General features: G+C 46.0%; 15 protein-coding genes. 8 read left to right on the top strand and 7 right to left on the bottom strand.

The features are described from left to right. Nucleotides 1–58: 58 nt before the first annotated feature. Nucleotides 59–415 carry a hypothetical protein gene (locus F0U83_RS07460; RefSeq protein ID WP_138987170.1) on the bottom strand — a complete coding sequence of 119 codons (357 nt, stop codon included), beginning with the start codon at nucleotides 413–415 and terminating at the stop codon, nucleotides 59–61. 189 nt (nucleotides 416–604) lie between these two features. On the opposite strand from F0U83_RS07460, the gene F0U83_RS07455 reads away from it, so the two are divergent. From F0U83_RS07455 to F0U83_RS07440, 4 genes are read left to right on the top strand one after another with little or no spacing between them, the layout of a single operon-like run. After that, nucleotides 605–1441, top strand: a complete 837-nt coding sequence (locus F0U83_RS07455) for an alpha/beta fold hydrolase (protein ID WP_138987169.1) — start codon at nucleotides 605–607, stop codon at nucleotides 1439–1441. 50 nt (nucleotides 1442–1491) lie between these two features. Further along, complete coding sequence (trmJ, locus tag F0U83_RS07450) at nucleotides 1492–2229, top strand: tRNA (cytosine(32)/uridine(32)-2'-O)-methyltransferase TrmJ (RefSeq protein ID WP_138987168.1); 738 nt, start codon at nucleotides 1492–1494, stop codon at nucleotides 2227–2229. A gap of 5 nt (nucleotides 2230–2234) precedes the next feature. Next, complete coding sequence (locus tag F0U83_RS07445; protein ID WP_138987167.1) at nucleotides 2235–2486, top strand: hypothetical protein; 252 nt, start codon at nucleotides 2235–2237, stop codon at nucleotides 2484–2486. Further along, entirely contained in the window at nucleotides 2483–3667 is a 1185-nt protein-coding gene (locus tag F0U83_RS07440; RefSeq protein WP_138987166.1) for a cupin domain-containing protein, read from the top strand. The genes F0U83_RS07445 and F0U83_RS07440 overlap by 4 nt, the downstream gene beginning before the upstream one ends. 20 nt (nucleotides 3668–3687) lie before the next feature. On the opposite strand, the gene F0U83_RS07435 is transcribed toward F0U83_RS07440, so the two are convergent. Then, the gene (locus F0U83_RS07435) at nucleotides 3688–5412 is read right to left on the bottom strand and encodes an alkaline phosphatase D family protein (protein ID WP_138987165.1); all 1725 of its coding nucleotides are present in this window, start codon (nucleotides 5410–5412) and stop codon (nucleotides 3688–3690) included. Nucleotides 5413–5483: 71 nt separating this feature from the next. Next, nucleotides 5484–6428, bottom strand: a complete 945-nt coding sequence (locus F0U83_RS07430; protein WP_138987164.1) for a LysR family transcriptional regulator — start codon at nucleotides 6426–6428, stop codon at nucleotides 5484–5486. A 171-nt stretch (nucleotides 6429–6599) separates the two neighbouring features. On the opposite strand from F0U83_RS07430, the gene F0U83_RS07425 reads away from it, so the two are divergent. The 3 genes from F0U83_RS07425 (at nucleotide 6600) to F0U83_RS07415 (ending at nucleotide 10970) form a co-directional block, all read left to right on the top strand. Continuing rightward, nucleotides 6600–8195: an isocitrate lyase gene (locus F0U83_RS07425; RefSeq protein WP_150036804.1), complete on the top strand. Its 1596-nt coding sequence runs from the start codon at nucleotides 6600–6602 to the stop codon at nucleotides 8193–8195. A gap of 194 nt (nucleotides 8196–8389) precedes the next feature. Continuing rightward, the gene (locus F0U83_RS07420; RefSeq protein WP_138989100.1) at nucleotides 8390–8953 is read left to right on the top strand and encodes an RNA 2'-phosphotransferase; all 564 of its coding nucleotides are present in this window, start codon (nucleotides 8390–8392) and stop codon (nucleotides 8951–8953) included. A gap of 421 nt (nucleotides 8954–9374) precedes the next feature. Beyond that, on the top strand, nucleotides 9375–10970 hold the full coding sequence (locus F0U83_RS07415; RefSeq protein WP_150036803.1) for an isocitrate lyase: 1596 nt from the start codon (nucleotides 9375–9377) through the stop codon (nucleotides 10968–10970). 106 nt (nucleotides 10971–11076) lie between these two features. Here the strand turns inward: F0U83_RS07415 and F0U83_RS07410 are convergent, their stop codons facing one another. Together F0U83_RS07410 and F0U83_RS07405 are read right to left on the bottom strand one after the other, a co-directional pair. Next, a complete protein-coding gene (locus F0U83_RS07410) occupies nucleotides 11077–11934 on the bottom strand; it encodes an AraC family transcriptional regulator (RefSeq protein WP_138988332.1) in 858 nt (285 codons plus the stop codon). Between the two features lie 125 nt (nucleotides 11935–12059). Further along, nucleotides 12060–12530, bottom strand: coding sequence for a hypothetical protein (locus F0U83_RS07405; protein WP_138988333.1), 471 nt, complete (start codon nucleotides 12528–12530; stop codon nucleotides 12060–12062). A gap of 144 nt (nucleotides 12531–12674) precedes the next feature. On the opposite strand from F0U83_RS07405, the gene F0U83_RS07400 reads away from it, so the two are divergent. Continuing rightward, nucleotides 12675–13508 carry an enoyl-CoA hydratase-related protein gene (locus F0U83_RS07400; RefSeq protein ID WP_138988334.1) on the top strand — a complete coding sequence of 278 codons (834 nt, stop codon included), beginning with the start codon at nucleotides 12675–12677 and terminating at the stop codon, nucleotides 13506–13508. A 61-nt stretch (nucleotides 13509–13569) separates the two neighbouring features. On the opposite strand, the gene F0U83_RS07395 is transcribed toward F0U83_RS07400, so the two are convergent. Both F0U83_RS07395 and F0U83_RS07390 read right to left on the bottom strand, forming a co-directional pair. Further along, a complete protein-coding gene (locus tag F0U83_RS07395) occupies nucleotides 13570–14346 on the bottom strand; it encodes a sulfite exporter TauE/SafE family protein (RefSeq protein WP_138988335.1) in 777 nt (258 codons plus the stop codon). Between the two features lie 41 nt (nucleotides 14347–14387). Then, complete coding sequence (locus F0U83_RS07390; RefSeq protein WP_138988336.1) at nucleotides 14388–15284, bottom strand: c-type cytochrome; 897 nt, start codon at nucleotides 15282–15284, stop codon at nucleotides 14388–14390. Nucleotides 15285–15287: the final 3 nt, after the last annotated feature.

Raw genomic sequence — 15287 nt, 5'->3', positions numbered from 1 at the left:
CGTCACACACGAAAAAGGGGCTATTAAGGCCCCTTTTCGTTTTTATGATAACAGGCCCCTATTGCATAGATTCGGGTGCCGCTTTTTGATGCTCTTGAAGCAAGCGCTTAAGATCAATCAGATGGATTTCGGTTAACACAATGTTGGTGAGATTAATAAGGCCCAACGCCAAAGAAACACCGCCCCAAGCATATTTCCCGTCACCTAAGGTCGCCATTGAAGAGACAATCATGATAAAAGACACAAGCATCATCGCCCCTTGATAGGAAGAAAACGCCAAAGCGCGCTTATTCCAATCATAGATGATCTTCACAGGCCCAGACCATGCATTCAATTTGATCTTTAAAGCATCACCCTGTTTTGTGAATGAAATACCTTCTTGGTTCAACACTTTTTCGACATCGATGATTTGCATAGGATTTCCCTTCCAGATTGATCAAATATATGACTGACATAATATATTAATAGTCACCCGTTATAAATCGTTCAAGATTCAAGGTTAATTGTTTTATCCATCTTACCTTTTAGGCTAAGAGCACCTGATGATTCGTAGGTATAACGATATAATGGAGGCCTCTCTTTGCCGCAGGAACAGATTCTCTCCATGGAACAATTTCACGCTTCAGATAATACAGAAATTAACTATATCTCTATGGGTGCTGGCGAACTTTGCCTTGTTTTTTTACATGGCTGGACAGCCAGTTCAAGAGAGTGGCTTCCTTTTGCAGCCGAATTATCTGAACGACATCAAGTGATCTGCTGGGATGCCCGAGGACATGGTTTCCATGTTTATCGCAGCCAAACGGAGATGACTCTTGCGCGTATGGCAGATGACCTTGAAGAACTGTTAGCACACCTTGAATTGACAAATGTTGTGCTTATTGGACACTCCATGGGCGCGCTTACCGCATGGGAGTATATTAGACGCCACAGTGATGCTCGCCTTAAAGGGCTTTGTATTGTCGACCAATCGCCAAAATTAGTCACCGATGATGAATGGAGAAACGGCGTTTACAGTGAGTTCAATGCGACAAAAAACCAAACATTTCTTAAGCGTCTTGAAGAAGATTTTGCTGAAGCCGTATTAGAACTGATAGCCTTTGGGCATAATCGCCGCTCACGAGAAAACTACGAGGCAAACTCAAGAGGCTTTCAACAAATGCGAGACCATCTCCATAAGCTTCACGGTTCTCTATTAACTCGATGCTGGGACAGCATTACTCAACAGGACTATCGCCCTGTGCTCCCCTCAATCCAATGCCCAACCCTTCTGGTATACGGCGATGAAAGCCAGTTTTATAGCGCTGACTTACAAGCTTATGTTCACCAGCACACACCAAATAGCCAACTGCTGATTTATCCCGACTCAGATCACTCGCCTCATTTATGGCATAGAGAGCGTTTCATTTATGATCTGAATCGCTACACAGAGTCTTTGTGAGCCGCCGTCATTACCCTATAATGGCCGCCTGTTTTTAAAGGCTATCACCTATGCTATCCAATGTTCGTATCGTTTTAATCAATACATTCCATCCTGGCAATATCGGCGCAGCGGCTCGTGCCATGAAAAATATGGGGCTGTCCCAGCTCTGGCTGGTTGACCCTAATGATCATCCAAGTGAAGAAGCCGTATCCAGAGCAGCAGGCGCTAAAGATGTACTCGACAATGCAAGAGTCGTTAGTACGATGGAAGAAGCCATTGCAGACTGCCAGCTCGTCATTGGAACCAGTGCCCGCACCCGAACATTTGACCTACCTATTCTCGATGCACGAAACTGTGCAGAAAAAGTGGTGTCAGAAGCAAGCCACGGGGAGATTGCGTTAGTTTTCGGGCGTGAAACTATGGGCTTATTGAACGAAGAACTGCAGTTGTGTAACTTCCATGTTTACATCCCTGCGAATCCAGAATATCCCGTGTTAAATGTTGCTCAGGCCATTCAGTTGCTATGTTACGAAGTCTGGATGGCTTCTCAAAGTACTGAGGTTAAGCCAACTGAGTCCGAGTATCCTCGACATAAAGAGATGGAGCTTTTTTATGAACATCTGGAAACTGTGATACGAGCTACCAACTTTATTATTCCCCAACACGAAGGGCGCGCCATGACCAAACTAAAGCGCTACTTCAACCGGACGCGTCCGGAAAAAGCCGAGTTGGGCATGTTACGAGGCATCCTGACCTCTGTTCAGGAAACTATGCAAAGATTATCGTCGACCGACAAGAAGGATTAACGACAATGCACACCAATCTAAAAAATTTAAAAGAAGATGCAGCACGTCTCCAAGCAGGTATCGAAGCAGTCGCCGCTGAAATGGATGCTTATGAGAATAACTTAGGCGGCATTCAAGATTGCGCACTGAAAATCCAGAAGTGTGCCAAGGTGTTAGGAAATAATCGAATTGCCGCTTTGGCAGCACGAGATAAACGCAAAGTCATGGATGAACTGGAAGATGCCGCCATTGAATTGGTTGAGCTACTGAAACGATGATTCAGTTCCCGCTAGGTGATATCACCGTAGAGCAGTTTCTTGAAGAATATTGGCAAAAGAAGCCCCTACTGATTCGAAACGCTTTCCCTGACTTTGAGCCCCCTGTCAGCGCTGACGAGTTAGCAGGGCTCGCCTGTGAACCGATGGTTGAGTCTCGCCTCATTACTCAGGATGAGACCGGTGAAAGTTGGGAACTTAAGCAGGGGCCTTTTGAGGAAGCCGATTTTGCCTCTTTGCCTAAAAGCCATTGGACTCTGCTCGTCCAAGCGGTTGATCATTGGGTCCCAGAAGCTAATGCGCTACTTGAACAGTTTCGCTTTATCCCTAGTTGGCGTATTGATGACTTGATGATCAGCTACGCCACCCAAGGGGGTGGTGTAGGGCCTCACTATGATAATTACGATGTATTCCTGATTCAGGCTAGCGGACAGCGACGCTGGGAAATAGGCGGCACATTTAATGAAGCATCACCGCGCCGCAGCGATACTCCCGTCATGATCCTTCCTGAGTGGACCGCCGAAGAAAGCTACATCCTAAACCCGGGTGATATGATTTATATCCCACCCTGTTTAGGGCATAACGGTATTGCTGAATCAGACGATTGCATGACTTACTCTGTTGGTTTTCGAGCCCCCTCTCATGCCGAAATTCTCAGAAGCTTCACGGACTTCGTGGGTGAGCAATTAACTGGCGAACTGCGTTATGCTGATCCTGATCTGAAGCTACAAGAAAGTCCCGCAGAAATAACTGAAGCTGCTTTTGACAAAGTAAGAGATATCTTTACCTCTTACCTAAAAGAGCCAGGTCTGTTAGAAGACTGGTTTGGCCAGTTCATGACAGAGCACAAATACCCTGATCAAGAGCAAGATGAACCGCAAGAGATGTTAACAACAGATCAGGTTCGTGGCTATCTTGATGAAGGTGGACTGTTGATGCGAACGGAAGGGATACGCTTTGCCTATCGCCGTAAACAGGTAAAAAATTACGTGCTATACGTGAATGGCGTGTCTTGCGAGGTAGGCGCTCACGAAGGAGGCTTTATAAAAGCCTTATGTGATCACTCAGCAATCAGTGGTGATGACATCACCAGCCAAGAAACACTGGAGATTGTCACCGAGTTGCTCAATATGGAAGCACTCTGTACAGAATCCTATGACGAAGCACTAGAAGAGGAGGCCTAGGCCTCCTCTTTTTTACCTAGTTAGCTGTCAACCAGCGTCCTATGATCAGAACCCGGCAGCACATGCATACGCTTGCCTTTTAGCTCATCGACGCTGTAAGTCGGGCTGAGAATATTATTAACAAATATCCATTCGCCCTCTGCCTTTTCAGGCGTCAGGGTTACTGTCAAATAGCCCCGCTGAGAGATATTCATATACTGCAAGTCATTAATTAATGTAGTGAAACCAAACTCAGCCTGACCTAAAGCCACAGGGTCATCCCCAAGATTAAGATAAGACTCCAATCCAGGTGATGTTACTGAAGGTGCCGCAAGCTCTACCCCTACCGCATCGCCAACCCTATCTGTCAGATTGTTGGCCCAAGCATTATGAGTGTCGCCCGCCAAGACAATGAGATCTTTATCCAGCTGCTTAACCAGCCCAAAAATCACTTCACGCTCATAAGCATAGCCATCCCAGGCATCTAGGTTATAAGGAACCGCGGATAGGACTCTTGCTTGCTCTTCCTCCGTGAGTGTTGGATCACCTGCATCCATTCTTAATTTGATCGCGACCAACTCCCCCATCTTAGACGGTGACCGGAGCAGCTCTGCAGGGATATTCATACGCCCCATAAGCACTTGCTGTCCTAACACTTGCCATTTTGCAGGAGAAACCATCATGGTTTGCTGCAACCATAATAATTGATCAGCACCCAACAACGTCCGGTTGGCATCAGCGACATCTGCAATAAATTGAGCACTATTGAAACTTCCGCTAACAGGATCCGTATAACTTGCAAAATCTAACTGTAAATCTCGCCCAATCAGTCGCGTATCCAGCATATACAAGGATGCTAGATCACCGAACTCAAAGTAGCGATAGATTGTTTCGTTGTCATCAGGATTAGCCGGACGAATAGGCAACCACTCGAAGTAAGCTTGCAATGCCTGCATTTTGCGCTCATCAAAGCTTCCCTCTTCCGGTTGATGATTCTCTGCACCATTGCGCCATGCATCATTTGCTACTTCATGATCATCCCACACACAGATAAAAGGTACTTTTGCATGAAGACCTTGCAGCTGTTCATCACTACGATAGAGCGCATAACGTTTACGATAATCGCTTAAACTAACGAGTTCAGTATCGTTATCTTGAGGAATCGCTCGACCTATCTGAATCGCATTCTCTGTTGCATAACCACCCATCGCATACTCATAGAGGTAGTCACCTAAATGGAGTACAGCATCAATATCATTCCGTTTTGCGGCTTCACCATAAACGTTGAAAAAGCCTGCAGGATAATTCGCACAAGAGAATACGGCCAGCTTAACTTTGTCTACAGAACCACTGGGTAACGTTTTCATCTGACCAACAGGCGATACTACTTCATTAGCTATGAAGCGATAGAAATAAGTACGCCCTGGTAATAAGTTTTGAATATCAACCTTGACGGTATAATCTCGCTCTGGAGAAGTAATCATATGTCCTTGGTGAATAAGCGAAGTGAATGCAGCATCCTCAGAAACTTCCCAATGAACCTGCACATCTATTTTCAGTTCTAACTCGGGTGTTACCCGTGTCCAGATGATGACTTTATCTTGCAAAGGGTCACCACTGGCAACACCATGAGAATACTTAACTTTTACGCCAATTTGGCTATCACCTCCGCATCCGGCAAGCCCTGTAGAAATCGCTGCAGCACCGATACCCATTGCAGATAATCGAATGAAATCCCTACGGCTGATACTATTACTTCTCGACATGACCTGTGCTCTCGGCTATTTAAAACCCTATAGTAACGAAGGATTATGACGATGATCTGACACGCATTGAGTTACATCGACGCTAGCTTCTGAGCAGATTCTGTAACCAAGCGCCGCAGCCACTGGTGAGCACGATTATGTTGAAGCAACGGACTCCAGGCCATCTTCAGCTCAAAGCTGGGGACTTCAAAAGGTGGCGGAAAAATTTTAAGTTTGGGGTTATGCTGCTGCGCCATCGCCGCCTTGGTTGGGATGGTAACAATCAAGCCTTTTTGTTCAGCCAGTAAAGCCGCTGATTGATAGTGGCGAGTGAATACAGAGATATGCCGTTTGTGGCCGCATTTAAGCAGCGCTTCATCTACCCAGCCAAGGCGAGTGGTATCTTTTGGCGTGAGCCCCATTCCGGCCCCCATTCCTGTTTTACTGACCCATACATGATGCCCTTGTAAATAACTATCCAAAGAGAAACTATCCGCGAGTGGGTTATCCGCGCTAAGTAAGCAGGAGAAGCTATCTTGCCATAGCGTCACTTGGTGAAAAGCTTGAGGCAACGTATCGAAGCGGTTTATAACCAAATCTACTTCACCCTGCTCTACCTCCAGAAAACTCATATCACTGGGGGTTAAGATATCAAGCACGACACCCGGTGCTTCCTCAGTGAGCCGAGCCAGTACAGTAGGAATTAGCGTTGACTCACCATAATCACTGGTCATAATGCGAAACACACGGTCACTGCATGATGCATCAAAATCCGTACCCGGCTCTACGGCTTGCTCGATAGAAGCAAGGACTTGCCGAATAACAGGTTGTAATAAAATCGCACGCTCCGTCGGCATCATACCTTCACTCGTCCTAACCAAGAGAGGATCTGAAAAAGTTTCTCTCAGACGCCTTAAGCCATTACTCATGGCTGGTTGAGTAATACCCAATAAGCTAGCGGATCGAGTCACATTTCGCTCTCTCAGCAACACATCTAGATAGACCAGCAAGTTTAAATCAATCTTATCGAGATTCATTTATCAGCCTCAAATCTTTTAGATTCAACAAGTTAAACACTACATTCATATAATAAATATATAAAATAAATAGCATTTATTTCAATTATATATCTTTTTCCCATACTATGGCTTCAACAATTAGAAACAGCTTTTTGCTATTACCTTTAACCTGTTAGGTAGGACAAAACCATGTCAAACTACACAAAAGATATCGATGCAGTAGCAACACTGTGCGAAACCAATGGCTCTCCTTGGAACGCTATCAACCCAGAATCTGCTGCTCGTATGCGCGCTCAGAACAAATTCAAAACCGGTCTGGATATCGCTAAATACACGGCAGGTATCATGCGCCGTGACATGGCTGAGTTTGACAAAGATAAAACCAAGTACACTCAGTCTCTGGGCTGCTGGCACGGTTTCGTAGGTCAGCAAAAGCTGATCTCTATCAAAAAGCACTTCGGTTCTACTGAACGTAAATACCTCTACCTGTCTGGCTGGATGGTTGCTGCACTGCGCTCTTCTTTCGGTCCTCTGCCTGACCAGTCTATGCATGAGAAAACCGTTGTTGCTGATCTGGTAAGAGAGCTGTACACCTTCCTGCGTCAGGCTGATGCGCGCGAACTGGGTGGCCTGTTCCGTGAACTGGATAAAGCGCGTGAAGCGGGTGATGCAGCTAAAGAAGCTGAAATCCAGAGCCAGATCGATAACCACGAAACGCACGTTGTGCCGATCGTTGCTGATATCGATGCAGGCTTCGGTAACGCGGAAGCAACTTACCTGATGGCTAAGCAGATGATCGAAGCCGGTGCATGCTGCTTGCAGATCGAAAACCAAGTAGCTGATGAGAAGCAGTGTGGTCACCAGGACGGTAAAGTAACCGTACCTCACGCTGACTTCCACGCGAAACTGCGTGCACTGCGTTACGCGTTCCTTGAGCTAGGTGTTGATGACGGTGTTATCGTTGCACGTACTGACTCTGAAGGTGCTGGCCTGACTAAAGAGATCGCAGTGGTTCGTGAGCCAGGCGATCAAGGTGATATCTACAACTCTTACCTAGATGTTGAAGAAGTTGCTCCAGAAGACACCAGCGAAGGTGACGTACTGATCAGCCGTAACGGCAAACTGGTTCGTCCTAAGCGTCTGGCTTCTGGTTTGTACCAGTTCCGTCCTGGCACAGGCCACGAGCGTTGCGTATTTGACTGTATCGAAGCGCTGAACGCAGGTGCTGACCTGTTGTGGATCGAAACAGCGGTTCCGACTGTTCATGAAATTAAGGGCATGATGGATGACGTTCGTAAAGTACATCCTGATGCTAAGCTGGTTTACAACAACTCTCCATCGTTCAACTGGACGCTGAACTTCCGTCAGCAGACGTACGATGCATGGGTAGCTGAAGGCAAAGACGTATCTGCCTACGATCGTAACAACCTGATGTCAGCTGAATACGATGATTCTGAACTGTCTGCAGCCGCTGATGCACGTGTACGCACCTTCCAGGCAGATACTGCTCGTGAAGCGAACGTATTCCACCACCTGATCACGCTACCGACTTACCACACTACTGCCCTGTCTGTAGACAATCTGGCGAAAGAGTACTTCGGTGATGCAGGTATGCTGGGCTACGTGGCTGGCGTACAGCGTAAAGAGATCCGTCAGGGTATCGCGTGTGTTAAACACCAGAACATGTCAGGTTCTGACATCGGTGACGACCACAAAGAGTATTACGCAGGTGAAGCAGCACTGAAAGCCGGTGGTGCGAAAAACACATCTAACCAGTTCAACTAAGAACCGATTTAAGAGAAGCGCTCTGGTGATGTAAGTGATCAGAGCAGCGTTCTCCAAGATCAAGGCGATCCCTTTTACAGGCATCGCCTTTTTTTTAACGGGTTCAACTGAAACTTACTGATGAAAGAACCCAATAGGTTTTTACGTTAGAATATGCAGCGGTTTCTATTAAAATTGATAAAGTGATTTCAAATATGGCTGATACACCTACTTTCCTTCAAGATGCTAAAGATGTGTTAACCGACCAGGGGTTCACAACAAATAATACTTGGTATCACGGTACGTCATCGGCGCTAGTCGATTCCATCAAAGCACAGGGCTTAAAACGCTCAGGTGATAAAGAGCTCAACGCAGCTGCAAAAAAAACCATGGCAACTATTGGAAACAGCTACACTGAATCAATTGAGCCGGTATTTTTAACACAAAGTAAAGAATTGGCTTTTTACTGGGCACAGAAAACCGTCAGGGATCGCAGTGTGCGAATAGCCGGAAATGAACAGCCTGTTGTATTTACCGTCACCTTGCCAGAAACACTCAATACACAAGTGAAGCCCGATGTTGGTGCGGCCAGCTTATTATTGGTCAGTGAAGGTGAGAACTTTATGGCTTATCTGGCAGGCCTCTATCAGAAGCACGGCTTTGATGCCCCTGAAATTGACCTAATGAAAGCCGACCGTATGGAGTACTTAACCAAGTTAGGTATGGCTTATTTTGATGAGGATATCGAAGCGACCTACCTCAATTTGATCACAAGCTAACCAATCCAACAGATGTATCTTTTCAAAAGGTTCGTATCAGTAGATATGAGCCTTTTAAAGCACTATCAGCTCACGAATTTACGCGATTATGTAGTTAAAATTATAAATATTTTTTTGATATATGAAATCTTATTTTAATTCCAAAATTGCATGTAAATTACGTTAAAAAGCCCCCCTTCTAAAGTCGAAATAACCTTTTTATGCTGCATCGCAACACCCATGAATTGGGCGTTTCAAGCTAGCCAGTTAAACCAAAATTCTGTAGTTTTTTTACATTAATTCAATCGACCTATTTGTAGTGAAACTACAGCTTTGCTGCTATGCACAAAAACGCTTTGACATGACCTGCTTACCCCTTCAACATAGAGAAAAATGATTCTTAAATCATCTTATTTTTATAGAAACACGTGAAGGACTAACCATGTCAAACTACACAAAAGATATCGATGCAGTAGCAACATTGTGCGAAACCAATGGCTCTCCTTGGAACGCTATCAACCCAGAATCTGCTGCTCGTATGCGCGCTCAGAACAAATTCAAAACCGGTCTGGATATCGCTAAATACACGGCAGGTATCATGCGCCGTGACATGGCTGAGTTTGACAAAGATAAAACCAAGTACACTCAGTCCCTAGGCTGCTGGCACGGTTTTGTAGGTCAGCAAAAGCTGATCTCTATCAAAAAGCACTTCGGTTCTACTGAACGTAAATACCTCTACCTGTCTGGCTGGATGGTTGCTGCACTGCGCTCTTCTTTCGGTCCTCTGCCTGACCAGTCTATGCATGAGAAAACCGTTGTTGCTGATCTGGTAAGAGAGCTATACACCTTCCTGCGTCAGGCTGATGCGCGTGAACTCGGTGGTCTGTTCCGTGAACTGGATAAAGCGCGTGAAGCGGGTGATGCAGCTAAAGAAGCTGAAATCCAGAACCAGATCGATAACCACGAAACGCACGTTGTGCCGATCGTTGCTGATATCGATGCAGGCTTCGGTAACGCAGAAGCCACTTACCTGATGGCTAAGCAGATGATCGAAGCCGGTGCATGCTGCTTGCAGATCGAGAACCAAGTAGCTGATGAGAAGCAGTGTGGTCACCAGGACGGTAAAGTAACCGTACCTCACGCTGACTTCCACGCAAAACTGCGTGCACTGCGTTACGCTTTCCTTGAGCTGGGTGTTGATGACGGTGTTATCGTTGCACGTACTGACTCTGAAGGTGCTGGCCTGACTAAAGAGATCGCAGTGGTTCGTGAGCCAGGCGACCAAGGTGATATCTACAACTCTTACCTAGATGTTGAAGAAGTTGCTCCAGAAGACACCAGCGAAGGTGACGTATTGATCAGCCGTAATGGCAAACTGGTTCGTCCTAAGCGTCTAGCTTCTGGTTTGTACCAGTTCCGTCCTGGCACAGGCCACGAGCGTTGCGTATTTGACTGTATCGAAGCGCTGAACGCAGGTGCTGACCTGTTGTGGATCGAAACAGCGGTTCCGACTGTTCATGAAATTAAGGGCATGATGGATGACGTTCGTAAAGTACACCCAGATGCTAAGCTGGTTTACAACAACTCTCCATCATTCAACTGGACGCTGAACTTCCGTCAGCAGACGTACGATGCATGGGTAGCTGAAGGTAAAGACGTATCTGCCTACGATCGTAACAACCTGATGTCAGCTGAATACGATGATTCTGAACTGTCTGCAGCCGCTGATGCACGTGTACGCACCTTCCAGGCAGATACTGCTCGTGAAGCGAACGTATTCCACCACCTGATCACGCTACCGACTTACCACACTACTGCCCTGTCTGTAGACAATCTGGCGAAAGAGTACTTCGGTGATGCAGGTATGCTGGGCTACGTGGCTGGCGTACAGCGTAAAGAGATCCGTCAGGGTATCGCGTGTGTTAAACACCAGAACATGTCAGGTTCTGACATCGGTGACGACCACAAAGAGTATTACGCAGGTGAAGCAGCACTGAAAGCCGGTGGTGCGAAAAACACATCTAACCAGTTCAACTAAGAACCGGTTTAAGAGAAGCGCTCTGGTGATGTAAGTGATCAGAGCAGCGTTCTCCAAGATCAAGGCGATCCCTTTTACAGGCATCGCCTTTTTTCGTGTGGGACATTTACTTAAGAGGAAGGTAAATATCTGTCAGCAATTCGGTAGGAGCCACCTCTTTAGGATCATTTAAGTACTCTTCAAATACGGGCTTATCTGCCGCTTCCCTTCCTGACTGAGGTAACCATACCCCATACAGCCATTGATAAGCGTTATGCATGTCGCTATAGGGGCCTTTATAGTGTAATACCGCATATTCTCCCCCAACTAATTCCTGACACTCAAATGTCGATTCAGCAGAACCATCAAAGGTAGCACCGGCAAAGGAGCGTAGCTCACTCTCTTCTACACTGCACGGATCATCTAAATAGATACCAATTGAACGTATATCGGATGTCAGTTTATGGTTAATCGCCAACCAACCAAACAGTTTCTCAAATGCTTTGCCAATCTCCATATAGGACCCTCGATGAGGGAGGCCACATACAGAAAAACTTTCGACTTGTTTAATATTCACTTCTAACATCATCATATCTCCGACAGTTTTTACATGCATATCTGAAGGGGTAACAGCAAACTGCTGATGACTCCCTTCCCTTTTATAACGCACAGGCGGAAGCCCGTAGCTCTGTGAAAATGCCCTGCTAAATGCTTGAACGCTGCTATAACCTGCGCCTAAAGCGATTTTCGATAACGGCTCACTGGTATTCAAAATCTGCTCAGCGGCTCTATGTAAACGTAGGCGCTTTACGGTCATTGCTAAGGTTTCACCATAGATTGAGCGATAAATCCTGTGCCAATGCGAAGGGGACATACAAGCCACCTCTGCGAGTTGATTAAGATCTAGCGGCTGATCTAGATTAGCAAAGATATAATCGATGACGTTTTGAAAACGCTGGTGATAACTGTTTCGCGTACTTTGCATAGGAAGTCTCTTAACATTCAAACGTTAGAATGAACTCTACCACTGAGACTTTTAACAAATCTTGCTAAGTTTTATTGGTGAGAAAGGTGAGCTGAAAATATTTACGCGAGGATCTACTAAAAAAATTAACGAGCAAGTAAAGAGAGCGTCATAGGCTTAGATATGCAGTCCGTCTGATCATTAGCCATATCAGCTAAACGGGTTGCCACCAATACCGGAACAGAGTCTACAGTGAAGGCTTCTTGCAATGACGACTGGTAAGGGGACTCGATAATCACCTCTTGGCCCTTGATACGAATATATAACCGACTGCCATGAATTACACTCAAATACTCGTGCTGCTGGCGACCATTGTCATCAGAGAGATACAACGCCCCATTAAAACATGTAGGAGAATCACCAGCAGCTGTAGGCTCTTGTAATAGCGTAGGGTCTGCACCCGCTAAAATCTGGCGTTGCAGCTCGCTCGCACTGTTACGCGCGCCACCTGTTGCGGCAAGAAAAGGGATCTCCCACTCATACTTCATGCTGAGCACAATAGAGATCGACAGTGCGGTTACTGCCAGTATTGATAAACCTTTTAAAGCATCATTCATTATCGTTATTTTCCTTATACTGGGGGATTATGCGCCTATTTGCCTATGCAGGCTACTGAACCTGAGTACAACCCAAATAAAGGAAATCCCTTAATATTTTCACTATCTTGTCGTATGCTTAGACAAAAACAAACAGGATCAACTATGCACTTGCCAATTCCGCAACTTTGCGATGCAACACTGACATTAGATAACCGTATTGCTACCCTCGCCTTCAATCGAGATGATGTTCGTAATGCTCTGACAGGTACAGCACTCATTGATGACATACTGACAACAATCGATTGGGTTAATCGCTCTGAGGATGTTTCCGTACTTATCATGACGGGGAATGGATCAGCCTTCTCTGCTGGCGGTAACATCAAGGAGATGCAGGAAAGAGATACCACCTACCGTGATGGCGCTTTTGGTGGGGATGTCTATGAAGTGCAGAATAAATATCGCAACGGCATCCAAAAAATCCCACTTGCCGTTTATCAATGTGAAGTCCCGGTTATTGCCGCAGTTAATGGCCCTGCTATCGGCGCAGGTTTTGACCTAACCTGTATGTGTGATATTCGCATTGGCTCAGAATCCGCTCTGCTGGGCGAGACCTTTGTAAATCTAGGCATTATCCCAGGTGATGGGGGCGCATGGTTCTTGCAGCGTCTCATTGGCTACCAAAAAGCAGCAGATATGACCTTTACCGGTAGATTAGTCAAAGCTCAGGAAGCTAAAGAGATGGGGCTATTGCTGGATGTTGTACCTGCAGATCAGCTGCTGCCAACCGCTTTGAAGATGGCCCAACAGATTGCAGCTAAGCCCCCCCAAGCACTTAGGCTAACAAAACGACTAATGAAGGCAGCTCAACGACAAGCGTTACCCGACTTTCTCGACCTATGTGCTGTTTTCCAAGGCATGTGCCACAACACAGAAGATCACATGGAAGCCGTCACTGCGTTTGTAGAAAAGCGAACAGGTAACTATTCAGGAAAATAAGCCAGTCATTAGACAACTTAGAGCCGGGAATATCCCGGCTTCTCTTTCTCTCTTTAAGCGATTAACTCAGCGCCTTCCACAAACCGATCAGGCTCACAATAATTAACGCAGAACCAAGCACTCTGAAAAACAGCGGCGTTTCTGCCGATACCATCCGTTCATGGAATCGTTGCCCAATCAGGTGCCCCAGCGCTGCGCAAGGTAGTAGCCATAGATGATGAATCCATTGGAAATCTACGCCTGCCCAAGCAAATGCTGCACACTTAATCACCACTAGAATAAACCAAAGGACAAACAGCGTATCTCGCAGCTGGTGCTTAGCCACATGTCCTGCATAGACGGCCACAATCAATGGTGCGCCGATCAAGGATGTACCACTAATATAACCACCAAGCATTAAGAACATATTATCCAAAACTCGGCTATTACTCTTAAAAGGTCGATTGAGTACATAACCAATGGCATACACCATCACAATCACGAAAATAATACTGCTCATCAATGCTGTAGGTAGCGTCAATAGACCAAACACCCCTATCAGTTTTGGAATGATCATGATTTTTAAGGAGTGCTTTAGGTAATCCCAATCGATAGTTGAGATAGGCTCTTCACTAACCACTCGTTTATTCTTTTTGTGACTGCCATACGCAATTAAGCTTGAGAATACTAAAAGGTGAACGGCAATAATCGGTAAGAAAACCAGTGGATCATTATGTACTAATAATAAAAAAGGCAGGGTCAGGACGGCACCACCAAAGCCCAAACCTGAACGGACAAAGCCGCTCCAGATAAATAATGCGCCAATGGCTACATATTGCCATACCTGTAAATCGTTCACTGAAGCCCCCTGATTTTTGAAGGCTCTAGTATAGCAGTCTGTTACTTCGTGGAAGTACTTTTATCCGACAACAAATAGAGTGCCATTGCTTGTTGATCAGCCTTACTTAAATACGATAAACCATCACGAATAACCTCTCCCATGGCCGCTCCCATCACATCTCCATCAGGTTTTATCCCCGTGCTTAATCCATAAGCCAGAGTATTGAGCGTCCAACCTTGTTGTTTTAGAGCTTCAGGCGTAATCGCTGGGGCTTTCATATCATCTAATATTGTCGCCCCTTGTAGGGACTTATCATCTTGCAAACCACCTAACCACCCTCTTGGGGTATGGCAAGCGGCACAATGCCCTGCGACTTCGACAAGATACTTACCTCGGTTGTATTGATCATCCTGAAGACTATCTGTTTGGACAGAGGTGCGCCCTTCAAAATACAAGGCACGCCACAGGTAGAGCGCTGAGCGAATGTTATAAGGGAACGCAAGCTGGTGCTCACGATTTTCATAAGGTACTGGAGGTACCGTCTGAAAGGCCGCCCATAAATCAGCAATATCCTGATCACTAAATTGAGCATAAAAACGGTAAGGAAACACGGGATAATAAGGCTGCCCATCAGGCGAAACACCCGACCTTACCGCGCGCCCGAACGTTTCTATTGTCCAATCACCTATACCCGTTTTGTTATCCGTCGTTAAGTTGGGCGAAAAAAGCACACCAAAAGGCGTTTTAATCCCATAGCCACCCGCCAAAGGAGCATTGGCTTCCGTATTGGTATGGCACGCAATACAACCCGAAATGCGCGCAAGATAAGCACCTCTGGCAACGTCACCTTCCCGCACCGATAAAGGTGTTTCAGGTGGTAGTGACGTCACCATAAAGCCGAAAGCAACCGCTAAGATTAAAGCCGCAAAAACTGTGTACTTTTTCCACCCCACCATAGA

The sequence above is a fragment of the Neptunomonas concharum genome, assembly GCF_008630635.1.
Taxonomy (GTDB): domain Bacteria; phylum Pseudomonadota; class Gammaproteobacteria; order Pseudomonadales; family Balneatricaceae; genus Neptunomonas; species Neptunomonas concharum.
This window is presented reverse-complemented; position numbering and strand designations above follow the sequence as displayed.

Bases quoted from the DNA above. Each gene is read 5' to 3' on its own strand.
- trmJ (WP_138987168.1), top strand. From the start codon at position 1,492: ATGCTATCCAATGTTCGTATCGTTTTAATCAATACATTCCATCCTGGC.
- F0U83_RS07425 (WP_150036804.1), top strand. From the start codon at position 6,600: ATGTCAAACTACACAAAAGATATCGATGCAGTAGCAACACTGTGCGAA.
- F0U83_RS07410 (WP_138988332.1), bottom strand. From the start codon at position 11,934: ATGCAAAGTACGCGAAACAGTTATCACCAGCGTTTTCAAAACGTCATC.
- F0U83_RS07405 (WP_138988333.1), bottom strand. From the start codon at position 12,530: ATGAATGATGCTTTAAAAGGTTTATCAATACTGGCAGTAACCGCACTG.
- F0U83_RS07440 (WP_138987166.1), top strand. From the start codon at position 2,483: ATGATTCAGTTCCCGCTAGGTGATATCACCGTAGAGCAGTTTCTTGAA.
- F0U83_RS07420 (WP_138989100.1), top strand. From the start codon at position 8,390: ATGGCTGATACACCTACTTTCCTTCAAGATGCTAAAGATGTGTTAACC.
- F0U83_RS07460 (WP_138987170.1), bottom strand. From the start codon at position 415: ATGCAAATCATCGATGTCGAAAAAGTGTTGAACCAAGAAGGTATTTCA.
- F0U83_RS07435 (WP_138987165.1), bottom strand. From the start codon at position 5,412: ATGTCGAGAAGTAATAGTATCAGCCGTAGGGATTTCATTCGATTATCT.
- F0U83_RS07445 (WP_138987167.1), top strand. From the start codon at position 2,235: ATGCACACCAATCTAAAAAATTTAAAAGAAGATGCAGCACGTCTCCAA.
- F0U83_RS07390 (WP_138988336.1), bottom strand. From the start codon at position 15,284: ATGGTGGGGTGGAAAAAGTACACAGTTTTTGCGGCTTTAATCTTAGCG.
- F0U83_RS07415 (WP_150036803.1), top strand. From the start codon at position 9,375: ATGTCAAACTACACAAAAGATATCGATGCAGTAGCAACATTGTGCGAA.
- F0U83_RS07400 (WP_138988334.1), top strand. From the start codon at position 12,675: ATGCACTTGCCAATTCCGCAACTTTGCGATGCAACACTGACATTAGAT.
- F0U83_RS07430 (WP_138987164.1), bottom strand. From the start codon at position 6,428: ATGAATCTCGATAAGATTGATTTAAACTTGCTGGTCTATCTAGATGTG.
- F0U83_RS07455 (WP_138987169.1), top strand. From the start codon at position 605: ATGGAACAATTTCACGCTTCAGATAATACAGAAATTAACTATATCTCT.